General features: G+C 70.6%; 21 protein-coding genes. 9 read left to right on the top strand and 12 right to left on the bottom strand.

Translation table 11 applies throughout. The features are described from left to right. Positions 1-92: 92 nt before the first annotated feature. From ACYVO6_RS07450 to ssd, 7 genes are all read right to left on the bottom strand, one after another. Positions 93-551, bottom strand: coding sequence for an Rv3654c family TadE-like protein (locus ACYVO6_RS07450; protein ID WP_461058528.1), 459 nt, complete (start codon positions 549-551; stop codon positions 93-95). After that, positions 548-958 (bottom strand): TadE family type IV pilus minor pilin, encoded by a 411-nt coding sequence (locus ACYVO6_RS07455; protein WP_461058530.1) that lies wholly within the window; start codon positions 956-958, stop codon positions 548-550. Before ACYVO6_RS07455 ends, ACYVO6_RS07450 begins: the two co-directional genes overlap by 4 nt. After that, a complete protein-coding gene (locus ACYVO6_RS07460; protein WP_461058532.1) occupies positions 945-1,205 on the bottom strand; it encodes a DUF4244 domain-containing protein in 261 nt (86 codons plus the stop codon). Before ACYVO6_RS07460 ends, ACYVO6_RS07455 begins: the two co-directional genes overlap by 14 nt. A gap of 117 nt (positions 1,206-1,322) precedes the next feature. Continuing rightward, on the bottom strand, positions 1,323-2,096 hold the full coding sequence (locus tag ACYVO6_RS07465; protein WP_461058534.1) for a type II secretion system F family protein: 774 nt from the start codon (positions 2,094-2,096) through the stop codon (positions 1,323-1,325). Then, on the bottom strand, positions 2,093-2,947 hold the full coding sequence (locus ACYVO6_RS07470) for a type II secretion system F family protein (RefSeq protein ID WP_461059320.1): 855 nt from the start codon (positions 2,945-2,947) through the stop codon (positions 2,093-2,095). Before ACYVO6_RS07470 ends, ACYVO6_RS07465 begins: the two co-directional genes overlap by 4 nt. Positions 2,948-2,979: 32 nt before the next feature. After that, on the bottom strand, positions 2,980-4,290 hold the full coding sequence (locus ACYVO6_RS07475) for a TadA family conjugal transfer-associated ATPase (protein ID WP_461058536.1): 1,311 nt from the start codon (positions 4,288-4,290) through the stop codon (positions 2,980-2,982). Further along, positions 4,287-5,390, bottom strand: a complete 1,104-nt coding sequence (ssd, locus tag ACYVO6_RS07480; RefSeq protein ID WP_461058537.1) for a septum site-determining protein Ssd — start codon at positions 5,388-5,390, stop codon at positions 4,287-4,289. The genes ACYVO6_RS07475 and ssd overlap by 4 nt, the downstream gene beginning before the upstream one ends. Before the next feature lie 572 nt (positions 5,391-5,962). Here ssd and ACYVO6_RS07485 point away from each other — a divergent pair. After that, complete coding sequence (locus ACYVO6_RS07485; RefSeq protein WP_461058539.1) at positions 5,963-6,787, top strand: HAD family hydrolase; 825 nt, start codon at positions 5,963-5,965, stop codon at positions 6,785-6,787. Between the two features lie 423 nt (positions 6,788-7,210). Here the strand turns inward: ACYVO6_RS07485 and ACYVO6_RS07490 are convergent, their stop codons facing one another. Beyond that, complete coding sequence (locus tag ACYVO6_RS07490) at positions 7,211-8,035, bottom strand: Fic family protein (protein WP_461058541.1); 825 nt, start codon at positions 8,033-8,035, stop codon at positions 7,211-7,213. A 101-nt stretch (positions 8,036-8,136) separates the two neighbouring features. Here ACYVO6_RS07490 and ACYVO6_RS07495 point away from each other — a divergent pair, with 101 nt between their 5' ends. After that, a complete protein-coding gene (locus ACYVO6_RS07495) occupies positions 8,137-9,117 on the top strand; it encodes an ATP-binding protein (RefSeq protein WP_461058543.1) in 981 nt (326 codons plus the stop codon). A gap of 24 nt (positions 9,118-9,141) precedes the next feature. Here the strand turns inward: ACYVO6_RS07495 and ACYVO6_RS07500 are convergent, their stop codons facing one another. Continuing rightward, the gene (locus tag ACYVO6_RS07500; RefSeq protein ID WP_461059322.1) at positions 9,142-10,428 is read right to left on the bottom strand and encodes a polysaccharide deacetylase family protein; all 1,287 of its coding nucleotides are present in this window, start codon (positions 10,426-10,428) and stop codon (positions 9,142-9,144) included. 284 nt (positions 10,429-10,712) lie between these two features. On the opposite strand from ACYVO6_RS07500, the gene ACYVO6_RS07505 reads away from it, so the two are divergent. The 6 genes from ACYVO6_RS07505 (at position 10,713) to ACYVO6_RS07530 (ending at position 18,815) form a co-directional block, all read left to right on the top strand. Next, positions 10,713-13,136 carry a bifunctional SulP family inorganic anion transporter/carbonic anhydrase gene (locus ACYVO6_RS07505; protein WP_461058545.1) on the top strand — a complete coding sequence of 808 codons (2,424 nt, stop codon included), beginning with the start codon at positions 10,713-10,715 and terminating at the stop codon, positions 13,134-13,136. A 175-nt stretch (positions 13,137-13,311) separates the two neighbouring features. Further along, entirely contained in the window at positions 13,312-15,309 is a 1,998-nt protein-coding gene (gene acs / locus ACYVO6_RS07510; protein WP_461059324.1) for an acetate--CoA ligase, read from the top strand. Positions 15,310-15,526: 217 nt separating this feature from the next. Then, on the top strand, positions 15,527-16,939 hold the full coding sequence (nhaA, locus tag ACYVO6_RS07515) for a Na+/H+ antiporter NhaA (protein ID WP_461058547.1): 1,413 nt from the start codon (positions 15,527-15,529) through the stop codon (positions 16,937-16,939). Positions 16,940-17,019: 80 nt separating this feature from the next. Beyond that, positions 17,020-17,496 (top strand): phage holin family protein, encoded by a 477-nt coding sequence (locus tag ACYVO6_RS07520; protein ID WP_461058549.1) that lies wholly within the window; start codon positions 17,020-17,022, stop codon positions 17,494-17,496. Beyond that, positions 17,493-18,458, top strand: a complete 966-nt coding sequence (locus ACYVO6_RS07525) for an alpha/beta fold hydrolase (protein WP_461058551.1) — start codon at positions 17,493-17,495, stop codon at positions 18,456-18,458. Before ACYVO6_RS07520 ends, ACYVO6_RS07525 begins: the two co-directional genes overlap by 4 nt. Before the next feature lie 177 nt (positions 18,459-18,635). Then, entirely contained in the window at positions 18,636-18,815 is a 180-nt protein-coding gene (locus ACYVO6_RS07530; protein ID WP_078491910.1) for a hypothetical protein, read from the top strand. Positions 18,816-18,836: 21 nt separating this feature from the next. On the opposite strand, the gene ACYVO6_RS07535 is transcribed toward ACYVO6_RS07530, so the two are convergent. The 3 genes from ACYVO6_RS07535 to nth all read right to left on the bottom strand — a co-directional run bounded on the left by ACYVO6_RS07535 (position 18,837) and on the right by nth (position 21,784). Further along, positions 18,837-20,039, bottom strand: a complete 1,203-nt coding sequence (locus tag ACYVO6_RS07535; protein ID WP_461058553.1) for a MarP family serine protease — start codon at positions 20,037-20,039, stop codon at positions 18,837-18,839. 13 nt (positions 20,040-20,052) lie between these two features. Then, positions 20,053-20,748 carry an NUDIX hydrolase gene (locus tag ACYVO6_RS07540; RefSeq protein WP_461058555.1) on the bottom strand — a complete coding sequence of 232 codons (696 nt, stop codon included), beginning with the start codon at positions 20,746-20,748 and terminating at the stop codon, positions 20,053-20,055. A 67-nt stretch (positions 20,749-20,815) separates the two neighbouring features. Then, positions 20,816-21,784 (bottom strand): endonuclease III, encoded by a 969-nt coding sequence (gene nth / locus ACYVO6_RS07545; RefSeq protein WP_461058557.1) that lies wholly within the window; start codon positions 21,782-21,784, stop codon positions 20,816-20,818. A gap of 317 nt (positions 21,785-22,101) precedes the next feature. Between nth and ACYVO6_RS07550 the strand changes: the two genes are divergently transcribed. Then, positions 22,102-22,776 carry a Crp/Fnr family transcriptional regulator gene (locus ACYVO6_RS07550; RefSeq protein ID WP_016642758.1) on the top strand — a complete coding sequence of 225 codons (675 nt, stop codon included), beginning with the start codon at positions 22,102-22,104 and terminating at the stop codon, positions 22,774-22,776. Positions 22,777-22,975 lie beyond the last annotated feature (199 nt).

A 22,975-nucleotide genomic window follows, 5' to 3' on the forward strand; every position in this document is an offset into this window, starting at 1 on the left:
GCGAGGACGACTCCTCCCAGCCTCCGTGCAAGGCCGACCCTCCACCGGCTCCGAGCCAGCCCCCTCTACCGATTCACCCCCATCTGCCTCTATCAGTGCACCCCCGCTGCGGGCTCGGCGGCTTCGCCCGCGGGGTGAGGCGGCGCTATCACCCCCTCGGGCCCCGCCGGAGGCACCGGCCCCGCCGGTCCTGCCCGAGACCTAACCTCCGCGGTGAATGGCCCTCGTCCCGCCGCGACCCTGACGTCCGAGATCTCGCCGTAGACGGCACACCGCACGATGCGGGTGCCTTGGGCCCGCGCCACCCGGTCCGCCCGGGCGCAGGCCGCCGTACCGCCCTCCATCCAGTGGTCCGCCGCCGCGAGCGCCGCCAAGTCGGCGGCGCCGCCCGCATGGTGACGGGTCATCACCGCTTGACTCATCGCGAGGATGACGCTGAAGAAGACGCACAGCACCGCGATCACGCCCACCGCCGAGACGGTCGCCGAGCCCCGGTCCGAAGCGAACGCTCTCCTACGCGAAACCCACCATCCCTCGCTTCCCCTCGTCATCCGCCCGCCCCCACCGTCTCCTCGGCCAGGGCCACGGCCTCGTGCTCCAGGTCGAGGGCCAGCGCGTCGGGGCCCGGCGGCTTCGCCGTGACCCGCACGCGCACCAGGTCGCCCTCGCGCCGAACCGTGACCTGTGCCCCGCTCGGCGCCGTCTGCAGGGCCACCGTCGTCACCGTGCCCGGTGGGTCCTGGCGGGCCGCCGCACGTGCCCCCGCCCGGGCCGCGTCCACGCACTGGATCTGCGCGGACACGGCCATCAGGGCCCAGACCAGTGCCAGCGTGAACGCGACCAGCACGGGCAGCACCATGGCCGCCTCCGCCGTCACGAACCCTTGGTCCCCGCCCATACGCAGGCCCAGGCCCCGGCCCCGTACCGGACGGGCCGCCCGCTCCTCAGAACTGGCCATTGAGCGCTCGCTCCACGATGTCCTGCAGAGCTCCCTTGACCTGCCCGCTGGTCAGCACCTCGTAGAGCAGCGCGGCGAAGCCCACCGCCGCAATCAGCCCCATCGCGTACTCGGAAGTCACCATTCCGGCATCCCTCCGCGCCGCCGAAGCCCTCCGCACCACCCAGGCCGTCGGCATCTCCCACGTCCTGCCCATCAGCGCCTGCACCTTGCCGGCCCGCACTCGTACCCGCATTGCCTTGCTCATTCGAACCCCCGTGTAGATCCGCTCTGTCGACTCGTTCCACGAGTTCGACTCATTCACTTCGTCCAGCCCCGCTGGACCCGTTCCGTTCATCGCTCGCCCTTCATCACGTCTCGCTCGTCATCCACCACCTCCCAACACCCCGCCCGCCAGCCCGATCACCACAGGCAGCACCCCGATCGCGATGAACGCGGGCAGGAAGCACAGCCCCACCGGCGCGGTGACCATGACGGCCGCCCGCCGCGCACGAGTGGTGGCGGTACGTCCCCACTCCGCGCGGGCCTCCGCGGCGAGCCGCCCGACGGGACTCGCCGCCGGTACGCCCGACTCACCCGCCCGCTCCAGCAGCCGGGCCAGTGCCCGGGCGCCGGGCAGCGCGGCCAACCCCCGCCACGCCTCGGCCGGTTCACCGCCGAGCCGCACCTCGGCCGCGCCCCGTGCGAGCCGTTCTCCCACGGGCCCTTCCAGCGCCTCTCCCACGGCCTGAGCCGCCGCCACGGGACTGGCGCCAGCCACGATGCAGGCCGCCAACAGATCGGCGGCAAGCGGCAGTTGCCGCTCGGCCAGTCCCGAGTCGGACTCCTCCGCCGGCGTAGGCCTTCGCTGCCACCGCCTCACCCCGAACCCGGCCACGAGCCCCACGGCGATCCCGGGAACGCCGCCGACGAACACCCAGCAGGCGCTGACGGCGCCCACCACCGGCAGCCACTTCCGCATCGGGGCCCGAACGTCGAAGCGTCGTCCGGTGGGCGTCGGTGCCACGACCAGCACCGCTCCCAGCCGTCTGCGCACCCTCCGCTCCCGCCGCGCCGCCCCCAGGGCCCACACCAGCGACCACAGCCCCGCCATCAGGCACAGGGCCACCCCCAGCCTGTGGACAACCTCCGTACTCATCCCGCCTCCGCCTTCCGTACGATCCGCAGCGCCCACCACAGCCCGACGCCCTCCAGCGCCCCGCCGACCAGCAGACAGCCGAGGCCCGCGCCGGTGTGCAGCACGACGTGCAGCGGATCGGCGCCGAGCGCGGTGCCGAGGAGCAGGCCCAGCAGGGGCAAGCCCGCGAGCAGCACCGCCGTCGACCGCGCCCCCGCCAACTGGGCGCGCAAATCGGCCCGTTGATCCCGCTCCGCACGCAACGCCGCCTCCAGCCGGTCGAGCCCGGCCGCGAGTCCGGCACCCCGGTCCACGGCGACCCGCCAGCACGCGGCGAGGCCCAGCAGTCCCTCGGCGCCCGGCCGCCGTGCCGCATCGGTGAGCGCGCCGGGCACGTCCCCGCCGAACCGCGCCGCCGCCAGCACCACCGCCTGCGCATCGCCGAGCCCGCCCGAGTCACGAGCGGCCCGCAGCAGCGCCTCACCCGGCTGCCGCCCGGCGCGCACCTCACCCGCGAGCGCCCCGCACAACGCGATTACCGCATCAGCCCACCGCTCCCGCGTACGCCGCGCCTGACCGGCCCGCCGAGCCCGCCTCACCAGCGGCACCCCGAGCGCGCCCACGACGAGCGGCACCACGGACGCCCCCAGCAGGGCGATCACCGCTCCGGCGACCAGCGACCACCACTCGCCCCGAAGCCGATGCAGCCGCCGTAGCCACTCCACAGCCGGCGCGACCCGCTCCCGCGCCCTTCGCTCCCACGTCGGCGGTCCGGCCCCCGCCAACCCGCCATCCGCACACAGCAGTTGCGCCCGCCGAGCTCCTGGCCCTTGGCCACTCATCAGCCAGGCCGCCGCCCCGGCACACACCATCGCCGCGCCCACCGACACCTCACCGACCCCCGTCACAAGCCCTCACTCCTCTCACCGAGCAGCCCTCGCAGCCGCTCCCACCCCCGCTCGTACGCGAAGGCCTCCGTGCCCCAGCGCAGTGCCGGCATCGTCACCACCAGCCCCGCCGGGTCCCGCTCCAGCACATGAACTTCGGCGATCCGCCGCCGCCCGGCCCGGTCGCGTACGAGATGGAGCACCACCGAAAGGGCGGCCGCCACCTGGCTGTGCAGGGCGGCCCGGTCGAGCCCCGCCGCCGTGCCCAGCGCCTCCAAGCGGGCGGGCACCCCCGCTGCGGCGTTCGCGTGGACAGTTCCGCATCCGCCCTCGTGGCCGGTGTTCAGCGCGGCCAGCAGATGGACGACTTCGGGCCCGCGCACCTCGCCGACGACCAACCGGTCCGGCCGCATCCGCAGGGCCTGGCGCACCAGGTCCTGAAGGGTGACGAGTCCGGCGCCCTCCTGGTTGGCGGGTCGGGATTCGAGGCGTACGACATGGGGGTGGTCGGGTCGCAGTTCCGCCGAGTCCTCGGCGAGCACGATCCGCTCACCCGGTCCGATCAGCCCCAGCAGGGCACTCAGGAGCGTCGTCTTGCCGCTGCCCGTACCGCCGCTGATCAGGAACGACAGCCGGGCGTCGAGCAGTGCCCGCAGCACTCGGTCGCCGCCCGGGGGTACGGTCCCCGCAGCCACCAGTTCGTCGAGTGTGAACGCCCGCGGACGTACGACCCGCAGCGACAGGCACGTCGAGCCGACCGCGACCGGTGGCAGCACGGCATGCAGACGCGTGCCGTCCGGAAGCCGCGCGTCGACCCAGGGGTGCGCGTCGTCGAGCCGCCGCCCGGCCACGGCCGCGAGGCGCTGCGCGAGCCGTCGTACGGCCGTCGCGTCCGGAAAGAAGACTGCCGTCAGTTCCAGGCCGCCGCCCCGGTCCACCCACACCCGGTCGGGTGCCGAGACCAGCACATCGGTCACCAAGGGATCGGCGAGCAGCGGCTCCAGCGGGCCGGTCCCGACCAACTCGGAGCGCAACCGCTCGGCGGCGCCGAGCACTTCGGCGTCCCCCAGCACCCGCCCCTGGTCCCGCAAGGCCTGCGCCACGCGCGCCGGAGTCGGTTCTGCCCCACTCTCGGCCAGCCACTGCCGCACCCCGTCCAGCAGCTCCCCATCGCCGGGCCGACCCACGCCCGTACGTCCACCGGCCGGCCCCGCAACCCCAGACCGCCCCACTCCCACACGCTCGCCCAACGCCCCAGCATCCACAGGCGAACCCACCCCCGTACGTCCACCGAGCCCTCCGGCACGCACGCGCGTGCCCCCGCTCATACGCCCCCTCCCGCAACCGCGGCCCGCTCCCAGAACGCCGAGCAGAAGCGGGCAAGCGGCCCTCGGGCGTCTGTTCCGGGCGGAGCCCCGCGTTCCTGGGCCACCGGCAGCCCCGCCTCCACGGGGACCTCGCCCGCCAGGGGCAGCCCGAGCAGTCGGGCCACCTCCTTGTCGTCCAGGCCGGGTGCGTACGGCCCTCGTACCGCGACCCGTAGATCGCGCAGGACCATGCCGATCACGGACGCCACCCGTCCTGCCGCCGCGACGGCGCGCAGCTCGGCGGGGACCACGAGGAGCCCGAGGTCCAGCTGGGCGAGAACCTCCGCGCCCCCTTCGTCGATCCGGCGCGGCAGGTCCACGACCACCGTGCCGCCCCGCCGTCGGGCCGCGGCCAGCACCGCCCGCACAGCCTCGGGGGCAATGACGACGGAGTCGCCGCGATCCCAGCTGAGGACCCGCAACGCGTGCAGCTCGGGCAGCGACTCCTCCAGGGCGCCACCGCCGACCCGGCCGCGCGAGGCGGCGAAGGCAGGCCAGCGCAGGCCCTCGGCCGTCTCGCCGCCGAGGAGTACGTCGAGTCCGCCGCCCAGCGGATCCGCGTCCACGAGCAGTGTGCGCCGCCCCTCACGCGCCGAGGTGACCGCGAGCGCGCAGGCGAGCGTGGAGGAACCGGCTCCGCCGCGGCCGCCGATCACGCCGACGGTGAGCGCGGGCGGGCCGACTCCTTCAGCCACGTCGGCGATCCGGTCGACCAGCCATTGTTCGCCATCGGGCAGTAGCAGAACATGGTCGGCGCCGATCTCCACAGCCCGCCGCCACACCCCCGAATCGTCCTGATCCCGCCCTACCAGCACCACTCCGCGCCTGCGCACGGCCCCGCGCACCCGCCGCGCGGCATCATCGCCGACCAGCACCAAGGGCGCCGTCTCCCAGCCGCCTCCGCGCTCCGGCACCCCGTGGTGGACCTCGGGCCTGGCGCCCGCCGCGGCGCACAGCCGCAGCAGGTCGTCCAGCAGCTCCACGTCCTCCGTGACGATCAACGGCCCGCCCTGCCGCCCCTCGGCGGCCGACGGCCGGTCGTATGTGATGGCTCCCGCCACGATCTCCATCCCCCTTCGCTGCTTCCTCGCGAAGCCCCCGCGGCCCCGCGAATCCCGCCCGCGCACAAGAACCGGCAACCGGTCCTCCATATGAACCGCCGATACGAACCGGCCATAGCCGCCGGACAAACCGAACCGGCCATGAACTCGCACCCGGCAGCACGCGCTGGAATCACGGTGCAGCGATCCCGGAAATCGTGTGGATCTTGCTCGATAACTGTGGACAACTCGATGGTTGTGAATATCGCGTTCACCCAAACCGGTGACCCTTGTACGACTTCCACAGAGCAGCGCAGCGACTACACACAGTGACGGATCATGCGTACGCGCGTAGAAACGCCGAAGCCCGCACAACAGGCCCGGCGCTCAGTGAAGGAAAGGAGAAAACCCACCCGGACATGCGACGACCCCCGCCGGGGGGGAGAGCGGGGGTCGTCCCCACGGCCGACTCGGGGGGGGAGGAGCCGGACCGGGTTAGCACGGTCGCGAACGATCCGTGACTTCCATGGTGTACCCGAGAGCCCTCTCAGGCAAACCCACGGGCCTCACCTTACGCCGAATGGTGGGCACCTATGCTCAGGCTCGTGGAAAACCACTCCCTGCCCCGCACCGCGGCCTTCTTTGATCTGGACAAGACGGTCATTGCGAAGTCGAGCACGCTCACGTTCAGCAAGTCGTTCTACCAAGGTGGACTGATCAACCGCCGGGCTGTGTTGCGTACCGCATATGCCCAGTTTGTCTTCCTCGCGGGCGGCGCCGACCACGACCAGATGGAGCGGATGCGCGAGTACCTGTCCGCGCTGTGCCGCGGCTGGAACGTCCAGCAGGTCAAGGAGATCGTCGCCGAGACGCTTCATGACCTGATCGACCCGATCATCTACGACGAGGCGGCGTCTCTCATCGAGGAGCACCACCTCGCCGGCCGCGATGTCGTGATCGTCTCCACGTCGGGAACGGAGGTCGTCGAGCCGATCGGTGAACTGCTCGGCGCGGACCGTGTGGTGGCGACCCGCATGGTCGTGGGCGACGACGGCTGCTTCACGGGCGATGTGGAGTACTACGCGTACGGTCCGACGAAGGCCGAGGCGATCAAGGAGCTGGCCGCGTCCGAGGGGTACGACCTCTCGCGCTGCTACGCCTACAGCGACTCGGCGACCGACATCCCGATGCTCGAAGCCGTCGGCCGTCCCCACGCCGTCAATCCCGACCGTGCGCTGCGCCGCGAGGCCACCATGCGCGCGTGGCCCATACTCGACTTCCACCATCCAGTGCGACTCAAGCAGCGGCTGTCCGTGCCGCCTCGGCCGGCCCTGGTCGCAGCCGCGGCGATAGGCGCGGCAGCGGCCACCGCGGGCCTGGTCTGGTACGCGAGCCGGCGCCGTTCGGTGGTGGGCTGAGCCTGCTGAACGGCCCGTGACGACATGGGTGACCGATTCACTCCTCTTTGCTCCCAAAAGTAAAGAAGCGCAGCAAGGGCTTCCGCTTCCTCCGGTCCAGGAGTACAAAGAAGTTAACGGCCCGCGAGACCAAGGAACATCCGAAAGGATCACCTTTAACCGCAACCAAGGCCCCACGGACCGAGCATGAACACTGGGCACCCACGCGACGTCGACCCGTCGATTACGGGCCAGCCGCACCAGGAGACGGGCAAAGTTCCGACCTGATGGGCAATATCTCGAGGACGCTTGGTAACCCGGTGAACATGCCAGCGGCGGTACGAACTCTCGTACCGCCGCAACCCTGTTCAGGGAGTTTTTCGCCCTCCTAAGAGGCTCATTTCCGAGCCCGGAGCACAAAGGCCTGCACCAAGAGGCCGAATGTCACGCTGCCCCGCGCTGCAGCGCCTCGCACACCGCCGTCGACTCCCGCGCACCCAGCTCAACCGCCTTGCCACAGTGAGCGATCCAGGTCGCCATGCCCTCCGGGGTGCCAGAGACGTAGCCTTCGAAGGCTGCCAGATAGGCCGCGCGACCCTGTTCCGCCTGGCCGACCTCGGCCGGGCAGACGGACTTCGGGTCGAGGCCGCTGCCGACCAGGACGATGCGTTCGGCCGCGCGCGCGACCAAGCCGTTGTGGGAGACGAAGGGGCGCAGGGCGAGGAGTTCGCCGTGCACCACGGCGGCGGTCACCAGGGCGGGGGCGGAGCTGCCCGCGATGATCAGCTGCGCGAGACCGTCGAGACGGCCCTCGACCTCGGCTGCGTTGGGCAGCGGCACTTCGATCAGAGGCTCGTCGACGGGTTCGCCGTCCTGACGTGGCCGCCCGACCTCCTCCCCCTTGTCCGCGGCCGCCACCAGGTGCAGCCGCGCCAGTACCCGAAGGGGCGACTGCCGCCAGATGGACAGGAGTTGGCCCGCCTCGGCGGTCAACCGGAGGGCCGCGCCCACCACCCGGGCCTCGTCGTCACCACTGAAGTCGGTGCGCCGGCGCACCTCTTCGAGGGCCCAGTCGGCGCCGGACAGCGCAGCGGAGCCGCGCGCGCCACGCAGCGCGGCCTCGGAGGTGACCTCGTTGCTGCGGCGCCGCATGATTCGGTGCCCGTACACCCGGTCCACGGCCTTGCGCACGGACTCCACGGATTCGGCGACGCCGGGCAGCGAGCCCAGGGCAGCGAGCGGGTCGGCGTTCGCACCTGTCGTACTCATGAGTACGACCCTACGCACCACTGTGACCATCCCCACGATGGAGTGGTCTTCTTCACGTTTGGCGGCGACCATACGTGGTTCGACCACTAGGCTTACTGAACATGAAAATTGCTTTCGTTGGGAAGGGCGGCAGTGGCAAGACCACCCTGTCCTCGCTCTTCATCCGTCACCTCGCGACCACGGGATCGCCGGTCGTCGCGGTGGACGCCGACATCAACCAGCACCTCGGGCCCGCGCTCGGACTCGACGAGGCGGATGCCGCCGCACTGCCCGCGATGGGCGACCGTCTTCCGCTGATCAAGGACTACCTGCGCGGCTCCAACCCGCGTATCGCCTCCACCGAGACGATGATCAAGACGACACCGCCCGGCGAGGGCTCCCGGCTGCTGCGGGTGGTCGAGAACAATCCGGTGTACGACGCCTGTGCGCGAGCCGTGGAACTCGACGGCGGCGCCGTCCGTTTGATGGTCACCGGCCCGTTCACCGAGGCCGATTTGGGAGTGGCCTGCTACCACTCCAAGACCGGTGCAGTGGAGCTCTGCCTGAACCATCTCGTCGACGGCCAGAGCGAGTACGTCGTCGTCGACATGACGGCGGGCTCGGACTCCTTCGCGTCCGGCATGTTCACCCGCTTCGACATCACGTTCCTCGTCGCCGAGCCGACCCGGAAGGGGGTCTCCGTCTATCGCCAGTACAAGGAGTACGCGCGCGACTTCGGCGTCACCCTGAAGGTCGTCGGCAACAAGGTGCAGGGCCAGGACGACATCGACTTCCTCCGCGCCGAAGTCGGTGACGACCTCCTGGTGACGGTCGGGCACTCGGACTGGGTGCGCGCCATGGAGAAGGGCCGCCCGCCCCGCTTCGAGCACCTGGAGGACGCCAACCGCCGCGCCTTGCAGGCACTCCAGGCTGCCGCGGACGCCACGTACGAACTGCGCGACTGGGAGCACTACACGCGCCAGATGGTGCACTTTCACCTGAAGAACGCGCAGTCCTGGGGCAACGAGCGGACGGGTGCCGACCTGGCCGCCCAGATCGACCCCGCCTTCGTACTGCGTGAGGCCGAGGCCGCCACGGCGTGACGGTTCGCACCGGCGTCCCGGGCGCTACGGCTTGGCCGCCGGGGCGCCCGGGACGCCCGGGACGCCCTTCAAGGCCGGAGCGGGCCGGGCGGAGAGGAACGGCGTCCAGCCCTGCGTCGGGGCCTGGCCGACCTTGAGCGTGCGGAGCTTGGCCAGTGTCTGCGGGTCCTGGGCGTCGAGCCAGTCGGCGAGTTGTCGGAAGGAGACGCAGCGCACCTCAGGCCGGGTGCAGACGCGCTCGATGGTCTCCTCGACGGCGCGCATATAGGTGCCGCCGTTCCAGGACTCGAAGTGGTTGCCGATGATCAGGGGCGCGCGGTTGCCGTGGTAGGCGCGGTCGAAGCCCCTGAGCAGGCCGTCACGCATTTGGTCGCCCCAGTACTCGCGCTTGGCCCGGTTGCCCCGGGACGTGGTGCCCGACTGGTTGACCATGAAGTTGTAGTCCATGGCGAGCGTCTCGAAGTCGCGTCCCGGGAAGGGGACAAGCTGCATCGACAGGTCCCACAGGCCCTGCTTCTTCTTGGGCCAGACCTGGTCGTTGACGCCGCTGGTGTCGTAGCGGAAGCCCAGATCGCGGGCCGCGAGCAGGAAGTTCTCGCGGCCCTCCAGGCATGGCGTGCGGGCGCCGATCAGTTCCTTGTCGTAGTCGAAGGGCAGCGGGGAGGTCTGCCTTGTGCCTGTGTTGGTCTTCCAGGACTTCACGAACGACTTGGCCTGGGCGATCTCGCTCTTCCAGTCCTCGGCCGACCACTCGCCGACGCCGCCGCTGCCGCAGAAGTGGCCGTTGAAGTGGGTGCCGATCTCGTTGCCCTCGAGCCAGGCGCCGCGCAGCTGCTCCACCGTGTCCCTCACGCCCCGCTCGTCATTGAAGCCGATGTCGGAGCGGCCGGGTGAGCGCCGTGGGGGACGATAGAGGTCGCGTTTCTCGTCGGGCAGCAGGTACACGCCGCTGAGGAAGTACGTCATCGTCGCCTTGTTGTCCCGGGCCACCTCGCGGAAGTGGGAGAACAGCTTCTGGCTCTCCTCGCCCGCGCCGTCCCACGAGAACACCACGAACTGCGGCGGTTTCTGACCGGGCCTCAGCCGCTCTGGGCGAGGCAGCTGCGGCTGCGCGCCGGTGAAGGCGGTGGAGCCGTCGCCGATCAGACGGACCGCGCTCTTGGGCACCGGGGCGCCTGCCTCGGCCCTCTTGGGCACCGGGGTGCCCGCCGTCTTCTTCGCGCCGGCGTCGCCGGTCGCACAACCCGCGAGCGCCACCGCGCAGACCGCGGTGACCGTGACGCCCATGGCGATTCTCTGGGTGGCGCCCATCATCCGCCCACCTACTTCCTTCAGATCCGGGAAAACCCGGGCGAACACCGACAGCGCCGCCAAGGTCGCACGGAGATCCGAAGGAACTAGCGCGACAAGCCGATGAATGCACTCATTAACTCGCCAGGGTGATTCACTAGCCCATTTATGCCAGTTTTCCCCACTGATCATTTACTCTCCGTTACCATCTATTTACCGAGAGTTGATAAATTCCGCCGCTGCAACGCCGTGACCCACGACCGCACCCCTAGCAACCGCGTAGCCCCGAAGGAGACGGGAACGACATGTCTGCCTGCACCCCCACCCAAACCGACGACTCTTCGCATCTGCCCGACGACAGGCGGCCGCACAGCCCGCCCTCGCCCCGCCGCCGCGGTCCCCGGATCGCGGCCGCCGACCTGTCCGCCTCGATCGCCGTCTTCCTGATCGCGCTGCCGCTGTCCCTCGGCATCGCCCTGGCGACCGGGGCGCCGTTGCAGGCGGGCCTCGTCGCCGCCGCCGCGGGCGGACTCCTGGTCGGCCGGCTCGGCGGCGCGCCACTTCAGGTGAGCGGGCCTGCCGCCGGGCTCACGGTGGTCACCGCCGACCTCATCCAGCAGTACGGCTGGCGTACGACCTGCGCCATCACCGTGCTCGCCGGGCTCGCCCAACTCGGCCTGGGCTTCCTGCGGGTGGCGCGCTCGGCGCTCGCCGTGAGCCCCGCGATCGTGCACGGCATGCTGGCCGGTATCGGCATCACCATCGCTGTCGCCCAGTTGCACATCGTGCTCGGCGGCTCACCGCACAGCTCCGTCGTCGACAACGTCCGCGAGCTGCCCGCCCAGTTGGCCGAGCCGCATCTGGCGGCGCTGTCGACGAGCGCCCTGACGCTGGCCGTACTGCTGCTGTGGCCGCGCATTCCCGGGCGGACAGGGCGAGTGGTCCGTGTGGTGCCGGCGGCGCTCGCCGCGGTCGCGGCTGCCACAGCCGTGGCAGCGGTCGCCGAGCTGCGTCTGGACCGGGTCGACCTGCCCTCCTGGAGCAGCCACTCCCTCGCCGGGCTGCCCCAAGGGCCCGCACTGGGCATTGCCGCGGCCGTGCTGACTATCGCGCTGGTCGGCAGCGTGGAGTCGCTGCTCTCCGCGGTGGCCGTGGACAAGCTGGCCGCCGCCCGCAAGCAGGGGCCGCGCATCCCGCGCGCGGACCTCGACCGGGAGCTGCGCGGCCAGGGCGCGGCGAACATCGTCTCCGGGGCGCTGGGCGGACTGCCCGTCACGGGCGTCGCGGTGCGCAGCGCGGCCAACGTCCGGACGGGTGCCGTGAGCCGCAACTCCACGATGCTGCACGGCCTGTGGATCGTGGTCGCCGCCCTGCTGCTGGTGCCCGTACTGGACCTGATCCCACTGGCCGCGCTCGCCGCGCTGGTGGCGGCCGTCGGCGTACAGATGGTGTCGCTCACCCACATCCGCACCGTCACCCGCCACCAAGAGGTCCCGGTGTACGCGGCCACGACGATGGGCGTGGTGTTCTTCGGCGTCCTCGAAGGCGTCGGGATCGGCGTCGCCGTGGCGGTGGCGGTCGCGCTGCATCGGCTGACCCGTACGCGCATCACCCACGAGGAGGACCAGAACGGCGTCCACCATGTGCGCGTACGCGGGCAGTTGACGTTTCTCGCCGTGCCGCGGCTCAGCCGCACGCTGCATCTGGTGCCCCAAGAGGCCGATGCCGTCGTGGAGTTGGACGGCTCGTTCATGGACCACGCGGCGTACGAGTCGCTGCACGACTGGCAGAGCTCGCACACCGCGCAGGGCGGATCCGTGGAACTGACCGGGCGGTCAGGCGCCCGGATCACCGAGCCCGCGGGCGCCGCCCACTGCCACTGCCGGCCCTGGACGCCCTGGCGCAACCACCAGTGCGAGCAGCCGTCGCGGACCGCGCCGCCGGACGGGGGTGCCGGCGAACTGGCCAGCGGCATCAGCGCGTTCCAGCGCAACACCGCTCCCCTGGTGCGCGGTGAGCTGGCCCGGCTGGCGCAGGAGGGGCAGCGGCCCTCGCAGCTCTTCCTGACCTGCGCCGACTCCCGGCTGGTCACATCGATGATCACCTCCAGCGGCCCCGGCGACCTCTTCGTCGTACGCAATGTCGGCAATCTCGTGCCGCCGCCCGGTGAGGAGAGCGGGGACGACTCGGTGGCGGCCGCGATCGAGTACGCCGTGGAGGTGCTGCAGGTGAGATCCATCACCGTGTGCGGGCACTCCGGATGCGGGGCGATGCAGGCGTTGCTGCACAGCGAACCCACCGGCGCCCGGACGCCGTTGAAGCGGTGGCTGCGGCACGGGCTGCCGAGTCTGGAGCAGGTGGCCGCGAAGGACCGGCCAGGGGCGCGGATCGCCGGACGGGCGCCCGCCGACGCCATCGAACAGCTCTGTCTGACCAACGTGGTGCAGCAGCTGGAGCATCTGCGGGCGCACGAGTCCGTGGCACGAGCTCTGCGGGAGGGCGCGCTCGAACTGCACGGGATGTACTTCCACGTGGGCGAGGCCCAGGCGTATCTACTCACGGACCCGCCCGAAAGCCAGGAGTCGCCCGACAACCAGCGGACACCGGACGATCCGCAGGCGCCCGGCGACCGGTCCGAGACCGAGCCCAGCGGCATGGTGTTCGACCGGGTAGGGGCGAGAGAGCTGTACGAAGTCGGGGCCTCAACCCACCCCGCAAACAGCCCTTAACCGCCCGCAAACACCCCACCCCGGCCAGGCTCTCCCCACCTGCGAGCCTGAACCGCACGCCTCCCCCGTCCGTGAGAACGTGTGGCCCCCGTACGCGGAGCCACCACCACCGCCCCAACAGGTCTAAACCAATTTCGGCGACGGCCCTTGTCACCAGGGGTCCGCGTCTGATGAGCTGGCCTGGGACACAACGGACACCCTGGGAAAGGGAGATGTCGTGAGCAACGAAAGCCTGGCCAACCTGCTTCGTGAGGAGCGCAGGTTCGCGCCGCCCGCCGACCTGGCCGCGAACGCCAACGTCACTGCGGAGGCGTACGAGCAGGCCAAGGCTGACCGGCTCGGTTTCTGGGCCGAGCAGGCGCGCCGGCTGACCTGGGCCACCGAGCCGACCGAGACGCTGGACTGGTCGAATCCGCCCTTCGCCAAATGGTTCGCGGACGGAAAGCTGAACGTCGCGTACAACTGCGTCGACCGCCACGTGGAGGCCGGACACGGCGACCGTGTCGCGATCCACTTCGAGGGCGAGCCCGGCGACAGCAAGGCCATCACCTACGCCGAGTTGAAGGACGAGGTCTCCCGGGCCGCCAACGCCCTTACGGAGATCGGAGTTGAGAAGGGCGACCGGGTCGCCATCTACCTGCCGATGATTCCCGAGGCCGTCGTCGCGATGCTGGCCTGCGCCCGCATCGGCGCCGCGCACTCGGTCGTCTTCGGCGGCTTCTCGGCCGACGCCATCGCCACCCGTATCGAGGACGCCAGCGCGAAGCTGGTCATCACCGCGGACGGCGGCTACCGCCGCGGCAAGCCCTCCGCGCTCAAGCCCGCCGTCGACGAGGCAGTCGCGCGGGTCGACGGGGTCGACAAGGTGCTCGTGGTGCGCCGTACGGGCCAGGAGGTCGCCTGGACCGAGGGCCGCGACATCTGGTGGCACGAGATCACGCAGAAGCAGTCCGCGGAGCACACGCCCGAGGCGTTCGACGCCGAGCAGCCGCTGTTCATCCTCTACACCTCGGGGACGACGGGTAAGCCGAAGGGCATCCTGCACACCTCCGGCGGCTACCTCACCCAGGCCGCGTACACCCACCACGCCGTCTTCGACCTCAAGCCGGAGACCGACGTCTACTGGTGCACGGCCGACATCGGCTGGGTGACGGGCCACTCGTACATCACGTACGGGCCGCTCGCGAACGGCGCGACGCAGGTGATGTACGAGGGCACGCCGGACACCCCGCACCAGGGCCGCTTCTGGGAGATCATCCAGAAGTACGGCGTGACGATCCTCTACACCGCGCCCACCGTGATCCGCATGTTCATGAAGTGGGGCGACGACATCCCCGCGAAGTTCGACCTGTCCAGCCTTCGCGTACTGGGGTCGGTGGGCGAGCCGATCAACCCCGAGGCGTGGATCTGGTACCGCAAGCACATCGGCGCCGACAAGTGCCCGGTCGTGGACACCTGGTGGCAGACCGAGACCGGCTCGATGATGATCTCGCCGCTGCCGGGCGTGACGGAGGCCAAGCCCGGCTCCGCGCAGCGCGCGCTGCCCGGCATCTCCGCGACGGTCGTCGACGACGAGGCGAACGAAGTGCCGGACGGAGGTGGCGGCTATCTCGTCCTCACCGAGCCGTGGCCGTCCATGCTGCGCACTATCTGGGGCGATGACCAGCGCTTCCTCGACACGTACTGGTCGCGGTTCGAGGGCAGGTACTTCGCCGGTGACGGCGCCAAGAAGGACGAGGACGGCGACATCTGGCTGCTCGGCCGGGTCGATGACGTGATGCTCGTGTCCGGGCACAACATCTCCACCACCGAGGTCGAGTCGGCGCTGGTCTCGCACCCCTCCGTCGCCGAGGCGGCGGTCGTGGGCGCGGCGGACGAGACCACCGGCCAGGCGATCGTGGCCTTCGTGATCCTGCGGGGCTCGGCGGCGGAGACCGCGGACCTGGTGGGCGAGCTGCGCAGCCATGTCAGCAAGGCCCTCGGCCCGATCGCGAAGCCGAAGCGGATCCTTCCGGTGGCCGAGCTGCCCAAGACACGCTCCGGCAAGATCATGCGCCGTCTGCTGCGCGACGTCGCCGAGAACCGCGAGCTCGGTGATGTCACCACGCTCACCGACTCCACGGTGATGGACCTGATCCAGACGAAGCTCCCGTCGGCGGCCAGCGAGGACTGACAGCCCTGCGTACGACGAGAAGGGCACCCGGCAGCGCGCCGGGTGCCTTTTTCTTCATCACCGTTTTCTTCCGTACCGTGAAGATCGCCGGATAAGTCCGATCGCATCTTAGGTAGGCTAAGGAAAGCGTCAACAACGCGATAAGAAGCCTGAGGTGCGCCGGGAAGTCTGGTCGGCATGTGCTTTGCCCTGCCTACCCGACCGGAGGTCGACTCACGTGCCCGCGCCCGCACCCGCTCCCACCGCCAGCAAAGACCGCAAAGTCCTCGGACGGCTCTCGCTCCCCGAGCGGAACTTCGTCGCGGACGCCCTGCGCACCGAAACCGTCGGCGGCGTGCTCCTGCTCCTCGCCGCGATCGCCGCGCTGATCTGGGCGAACAGCGGCCTGAAGGAGAGTTACGAGTCGGTCCGTGACTTCCACCTCGGGCCCGCCTCGCTCGGCCTTGACCTCTCGATCGGGCACTGGGCCGCCGACGGACTGCTCGCGGTCTTCTTCTTCGTCGCCGGTATCGAGCTCAAGCGCGAGCTGGTCGCCGGTGATCTCAGGGACCCCAGGGCCGCCGCGCTTCCGGTCGTCGCCGCGCTCTGCGGCATGGCCGTGCCCGCGCTCGTCTACACGCTGGTCAGCGCCACCGGCGGAGGCTCGCTCGCCGGCTGGGCCGTGCCGACCGCGACCGACATCGCCTTCGCGCTCGCCGTCCTCGCCGTCATCGGTACGTCCCTGCCGAGCGCCCTGCGCGCCTTCCTGCTCACCCTCGCGGTAGTCGACGACCTCTTCGCGATCCTGATCATCGCGGTCTTCTTCACCGACGACCTGGACTTCGCGGCCCTCGGCGGCGCCGTCGTAGGCCTCGCCGTCTTCTGGCTGCTGCTCAGGAAGGGCGTACGCGGCTGGTACGTGTACGTCCCGCTCGCCCTGGTCATCTGGGGGCTGATGTACAACAGCGGCATCCACGCCACCATCGCCGGTGTCGCCATGGGTCTGATGCTCCGCTGCACCACGCAGGAAAACGAGGCGCACTCCCCCGGCGAGCACATCGAGCATCTCGTGCGTCCCTTGTCGGCGGGCCTCGCCGTGCCGCTGTTCGCCCTGTTCAGCGCGGGGGTCGCGGTGTCGGGCGACGCGATCGGAGAGGTGTTCACGCGGCCGGAGACGCTGGGTGTCGTGCTCGGGCTGGTCGTCGGCAAGGCGGTCGGCATCTTCGGCGGTACGTGGCTGACGGCCCGCTTCACCCGGGCGGAGCTCTCCGAGGAACTGGCCTGGCCGGACGTCTTCGCGGTGGCCTCCCTCGCGGGCATCGGCTTCACCGTCTCGCTGCTCATCGGCGAGCTCGCCTTCGAGGGCGACGAGGTACTCACCGACGAGGTCAAGGCCGCGGTCCTGACGGGCTCGCTGATCGCGGCCGTCCTGGCGGGGACGCTGCTGAAGATACGGAACGCCAAGTACCGCAAGCTCTGCGAGGCCGAGGAGCTGGACGAGGACCTCGACGGCATCCCCGACATCTACGAGCAGGACAACCCGGAGTACCACCTGCGGATGGCCGGAATCTACGAGCGGAAGGCCGCCGAGCACCGGAGGCTTGCCGAAGTGATGGCCGGGGCAAGCGAGGAGAACGACGGTCCGGCATGATCTGACACGCACGCAAAACGCCCAGGAGCCGAAGAGCCCCAGGGCCCAAATGAACGTCCCAAGAGAACAGGGAGTACGCGATGAGCGCACCCGACGGCAGCCCGGTCGGCGCCGAACGCAGCATCGGCCAGCTGTTCGCCTCGGCGACGACCGAGATGTCCGCACTGGTGCACGACGAGATCGCGCTGGCGAAGGCCCAGCTCAAGCGCGACGTCAAGCGCGGTGCGGTGGGTGGCGGCGCGTTCGCGGCGGCCGGGGCGGTGCTGATCTTCTCCCTGCCGATGCTGAGCTTCGCCCTGGCGTACGGGATCCGCACCTGGAGCGACTGGAACCTCGCCGTCTGCTTCCTGCTGTCGTTCGCCGCGAACGTGCTGGTCGCGGGCGTACTCGCCCTGATCGGCGTCGTCTTCGCGAAGAAGGCCAAGCAGGGCAAGGGGCCGCAGAAGACCGCGGCCTCGGTCAAGGAGACCGCGTCCGTCCTGCAGAACGCGAAGCCGCACCCGCGGGCCGAACCGGTCGGTGAGGGCGTCAAGGCTGTGGCACGCTCGTCCTCATGACGGGCTCCTCCATCCCTGCGGGGCAATCACCCTCGGCGCTCTCCACCTCGGTCGTACGGCTCGACGTGCCCGGCGGGAAAGAGGTGCGTCACCGGGATGTCGCCGCCAACGGCGCGCGTTTCCACATCGCCGAGATGGGCGACGGGCCACTGGTCCTGCTGCTGCATGGCTTCCCGCAGTTCTGGTGGACCTGGCGGCATCAGCTGGTCGCGCTCGCCGACGCGGGCTTCCGCGCGGTCGCGATGGACCTGCGGGGCGTCGGCGGCAGCGACCGTACGCCGCGCGGCTACGACCCGGCGAACCTCGCGCTGGACATCACCGGGGTCGTACGTTCCCTCGGCGAGCCCGACGCGGCCCTGGTCGGGCATGACCTCGGCGGCTATCTGGCGTGGACGGCGGCCGTGATGCGCCCCAAGCTGGTGCGCCGGCTCGCGGTGGCCTCGATGCCGCATCCCCGGCGCTGGCGCTCGGCGATGCTCTCGGACATGAAGCAGACCAGGGCGGGCTCGTACATCTGGGGCTTTCAGCGGCCCTGGATCCCGGAGCGCCAACTCGTCGCCGATGAGGGCGCCCTGGTGGGCCGTCTCGTACGGGACTGGTCCGGGCCGCGGCTGCCGGACGACGAGGCCGTGGAGATGTACCAGCAGGCGATGCGCATCCCGTCGACGGCGCACTGCTCGGTCGAGCCGTACCGCTGGATGGTGCGCTCGCTGGCGCGGCCGGACGGCATCCAGTTCAACCGTCGGATGAAGCGACCGGTGCGGGTACCGACGCTGCATCTGCACGGCTCACTCGATCCGGTGATGCGGACGCGCAGCGCGGCGGGCTCCGGGGAGTACGTCGAAGCGCCGTACCGCTGGCGGCTGTTCGACGGTCTGGGGCACTTTCCGCACGAGGAGGACCCGGTGGCGTTCTCCACCGAACTCATCAACTGGCTCAAGGACCCCGAGCCGGATCGCTGAGGCCCGCACAGAACGCTCGAGCCGGGCCACCTGAGGCCCACACGGGCACCCTCGAGACGGACCACCTGAGGCCCTCACGGGAACACTTGTCCTACGAACTGCCAATGCCTCGCGCATAGGCCAATTGGGGGCCATGGGGGCGGTTATCGACCTTGGGGCAGGGGCAGACGTCGGGGTATGGGCTGGACGCACGACTACAGTGACGCAGCACGCAATCGCCGCTCGGCCGGTGGCCTGAGCTCCCACCAGAGGGGCGCCCCGCAGATGCAGGGCACGGACCCCCGGCTGGGCATCCCGCGCATTCTGAGGCGCCGGGCCCGCTGGGTCTCGGCGCGCCTGCGCCACCCCCGCGGCTGAAGCCGCCCCCAAAACGCTCGGTCACAGGGCGCAGCTGTCGCTGTCCACCTCCTGGTTGGCGGTGCGGCCCTGGGCGATGTCCTCCTGGACCTCGTCCGCGGTGAGCGCGTACCCCGTCTCCGGGTCGTCGAGGGACTTCGCGAAGACCACTCCGTACACCTTGCCGTCCGGGGTGAGCAGCGGCCCACCTGAGTTGCCCTGGCGCACGGTCGCGTAGAGCGAGTAGACGTCGCGGCGCACGGTGCCCCGGTGGTAGATGTCCGGGCCGTTGGCCGTGATCCGGCCGCGTACGCGCGCCGCGTTGACGGTGTACGAGCCGTTCTCCGGGAAGCCCGCGACGATCGCGCTCTCGCCGCTCGCGGCGTCCTGGGACGTGAACTGAAGGGCGGGGGCGCGCAGATCGGGCACGTCGAGTACGGCGATGTCGCGCTCCCAGTCGTAGAGCACCACCTTCCCGGCGTACCGCTTGCCCTCGCCGCCTATCTGGACGTACGGCTCGTCGACGCCACCCACCACGTGCGCGTTCGTCATCACGCGGCGCTGGCCGAAGACGAAGCCGGTGCCTTCGAGGACCTTGCCGCAGCTCTCGGCGGTGCCGGTGACCTTGACGATGGAACGCTGGGCGCGGACGGCGACCGCGCTGTTGGCCAGGGCCGGGTCGGGGGCCTCCACTTCCTTGATGGGCTCGTCCGAGAACGGGCTGAAGACCTGCGGGAAGCCGTTCTGCGCGAGGACCGAGGAGAAGTCGGTGAACCAGGTGTCGGCCTGGTTGGGCAGGACCTCCGACACGCCCAGCAGCACCTTGGAGTTACGGACCTCCTTGCCGACCGTAGGCATCGCCGTCGTCTGGGCCAGCATCGAACCGATCAGCCAGGCGACCAGCAGCATCGCCACCACGTTGACGAGGGCGCCGCCCGTGGCGTCCAGGGCGCGGGCCGGGGACCAGGTGATGTACCGGCGCAGCTTGTTGCCGAGGTGAGTGGTGAGGGCCTGGCCGACGGAGGCACAGACGATCACGACGACCACCGCGACAACGGCGGCGGCGGTGCCCACCTCGGCGTCCTCGGTCAGGGCGTCCCAGATGACGGGCAGCAGATAGACGGCGACGAGACCGCCGCCCAGGAAGCCGATCACCGACAGGATGCCGACGACGAACCCCTGGCGATAGCCCACGATCGCAAACCACACGGCGGCGACCAGCAGCAGGATGTCCAGCACGTTCACGCACGCCACCCTGTCATGAGCGCCAGTCGAGCGGGACCTGCTTCTCCCGGTCCCAAGGTCGTTCCCAGCCCGAGTAGTGCAGGAGCCGGTCGATGACGCCGGCCGTGAAGCCCCAGACCAGGGCCGATTCGACCAGGAATGCCGGGCCTGCGTGGCCGCGCGGGTGGATGGCCGTGGCCCGGTTGGCCGGGTCCGTGAGATCCGCCACGGGGACCGTGAACACCCGGGCCGTCTCGTTCGGATCGACGACACCCACCGGCGTACGTTCGCGCCACCAGCCCAGCACCGGGGTGACCACGAAGCCGCTCACCGGGATGTAGAGCGCGGGCAGCACGCCGAAGAGCTGGACGCCGCGCGGGTCGAGCCCGGTCTCCTCCTCGGCCTCGCGGAGAGCGGCCCGCAGCAGCCCGTCGGCCTTCGGGTCGCCGTCCTCGGGGTCGAGGGCGCCACCGGGGAACGACGGCTGCCCCGCATGCGATCTGAGCGAATGGGCTCGCTCCATGAGCAGCAGCTCGGGGCCGCGCTCCCCCTCGCCGAACAGGATCAGTACGGCGGACTGGCGGCCCGCGCCGTTCGCCGGCGGCAGGAAGCGGCTCAGCTGGAGCGGCTCCACCGTCTCCACGGCGTGCACCACCGGGTCCAGCCAGCCGGGCAGGCCGTCCTTGCTCAAGCCCAGTCGGCCGTTGTGCATATCGCTCGCGTGCGTCATCGACACCCCCGTTCTGCTGATCTCAACGCCCTTGGCCCGCCTGATCGTTCCGTCATCCCGCATCCGCTCAAGACGCGCTCGGCACGGGCGCCCCCAGCGGCGGCGCGGGGAGGCCGCCCGCGTCCAGGTATGCCTGCGGGGGCTTGAGGCGCTGGCCCGGGAAGCCGCCCTTCTCGTACTTGAGGAGCTTCCTGGCCTTCTCCGGGTCCGTCTCGCCCTCTCCGTACGCCGGGCAGAGCGGGGCGATGGGGCAGGCGCCGCAGGCGGGTTTGCGGGCGTGGCAGATACGGCGGCCGTGCCAGATCACGTGGTGGGAGAGGTCCGTCCAGTCGCTCTTGGGGAAGAGCGCGCCGACGGCCGCCTCGATCTTGTCCGGCTCCTTCTCGTCGGTCCACTGCCAGCGGCGTACGAGCCTCTGGAAGTGGGTGTCCACGGTGATTCCGGGCCGCCCGAAGGCGTTGCCGAGCACCACGAAGGCGGTCTTCCGGCCCACGCCGGGGAGCTTGACGAGGTCCTCCAGACGTCCGGGGACCTCGCCCCCGAAGTCGTCCCGCAGGACCTTGGAGAGCCCTATCACCGACTTGGTCTTGGCCCGGAAGAAGCCCGTCGGCCTGAGGATCTCCTCGACCTCCTCGGGGTTGGCCGCGGCCAGGTCCTCCGGGGTGGGGTACTTGGCGAAGAGCGCCGGAGTCGTCTGGTTCACCCGCAGGTCGGTCGTCTGGGCCGACAGCACGGTGGCGATCACGAGCTGGAAGGGGTTCTCGAAGTCCAGCTCCGGGTGGGCGTACGGGTAGATCTCGGCGAGCTCGCGGTTGATACGGCGGGCGCGGCGGACGAGGGCGGCACGGGACTCGTTCCGGGGAGGCTTGGTGGTGGTCTTCGTGGGGGCGGCCTTCTTGGCGGGGGCCTTGGTCGCCGTCCGGGCAGCGTTCTTGGCGGGCGCGGCCTTCTTCGTAGAAGTGGTCGCTTTCTTCGTGGTAGCCGTCGTCCTCTTTGCGACCCCCGACGCCCCTTCGACCGGTGCCGGATTTGTCACCTTTGCCGTTTTATTCGTTCCGTCGGGGCTCTGTTCGCCCACAGCGGAATCGCGACGTGCAGCCACCCGTCCAGCCCCCTTGACCTGTGCTCTCACCGGCGATTTGGACACCCGGCCAGCCTAAAGCCCACCACCGACATCCGCCCCGCCCCTCCGGGATCGGCCCTCAATTGGCCCCCTGCCGCACTGCCCGGGACGTGCGTGCGGCAGACTTGTGACTGATCACACTGTTTGGACCGTCCGGCAATATGGGGAGCACCGTCCCCTGATACACGGGGGAGCAAGATCCCCTGAGCAGGTCGACAAGGAGAGAACTCGTGGACGACGTTCTGCGGCGCGCCCCGCTCTTCGCGGCGCTCGATGACGAGCAGGCCGCGGAGCTCCGCGCCTCCATGAGTGAGGTGACCCTCGCGCGCGGCGACGCGCTCTTCCACGAGGGTGACCCGGGTGACCGCCTGTACGTGGTCACCGAGGGCAAGGTCAAGCTCCACCGCACGTCCCCCGACGGCCGCGAGAACATGCTCGCCGTCCTCGGTCCCGGCGAGCTCATCGGCGAGCTGTCGCTGTTCGACCCGGGCCCGCGCACGGCGACCGCCAGCGCGCTGACCGAGGTCAAGCTGCTGGGCCTGGGCCACGGCGACCTCCAGCCGTGGCTGAACGCGCGCCCCGAGGTGGCCGCCGCCCTGCTGCGCGCCGTCGCCCGGCGCCTGCGCAAGACGAACGACCAGATGTCCGACCTGGTCTTCTCGGACGTGCCGGGCCGCGTGGCCCGCGCGCTCCTGGACCTCTCCCGCCGATTCGGCGTGCAGTCCGAGGAGGGCATCCATGTCGTGCACGACCTGACCCAGGAGGAGCTGGCCCAGCTGGTCGGCGCCTCCCGTGAGACGGTCAACAAGGCGCTCGCCGACTTCGCCGGCCGTGGGTGGCTCCGGCTGGAGGCACGTGCGGTGATTCTGCTGGATGTGGAGCGGCTGGCGAAGCGGTCGCGCTGACGCTGGGTCTTGGCCGTACGTTAATGGGGTCCCGCCTTTGGAGGGCGGGGCCCCTTGTTGTCGCCCGCCGGGGGGCGTCCCGGGATGGTTCTCGCCCCCGCCGCCCCTACCCGTCCCCTCCCTGGGGCTGCGCCCCGGGCCCCCGCCAGGGGGTAGGGGGTGACAGGCGTGTCGCGGCTGCGGGTGCGTTGTGGCTGGG

It is taken from the genome of Streptomyces pseudoechinosporeus (assembly GCF_054783935.1).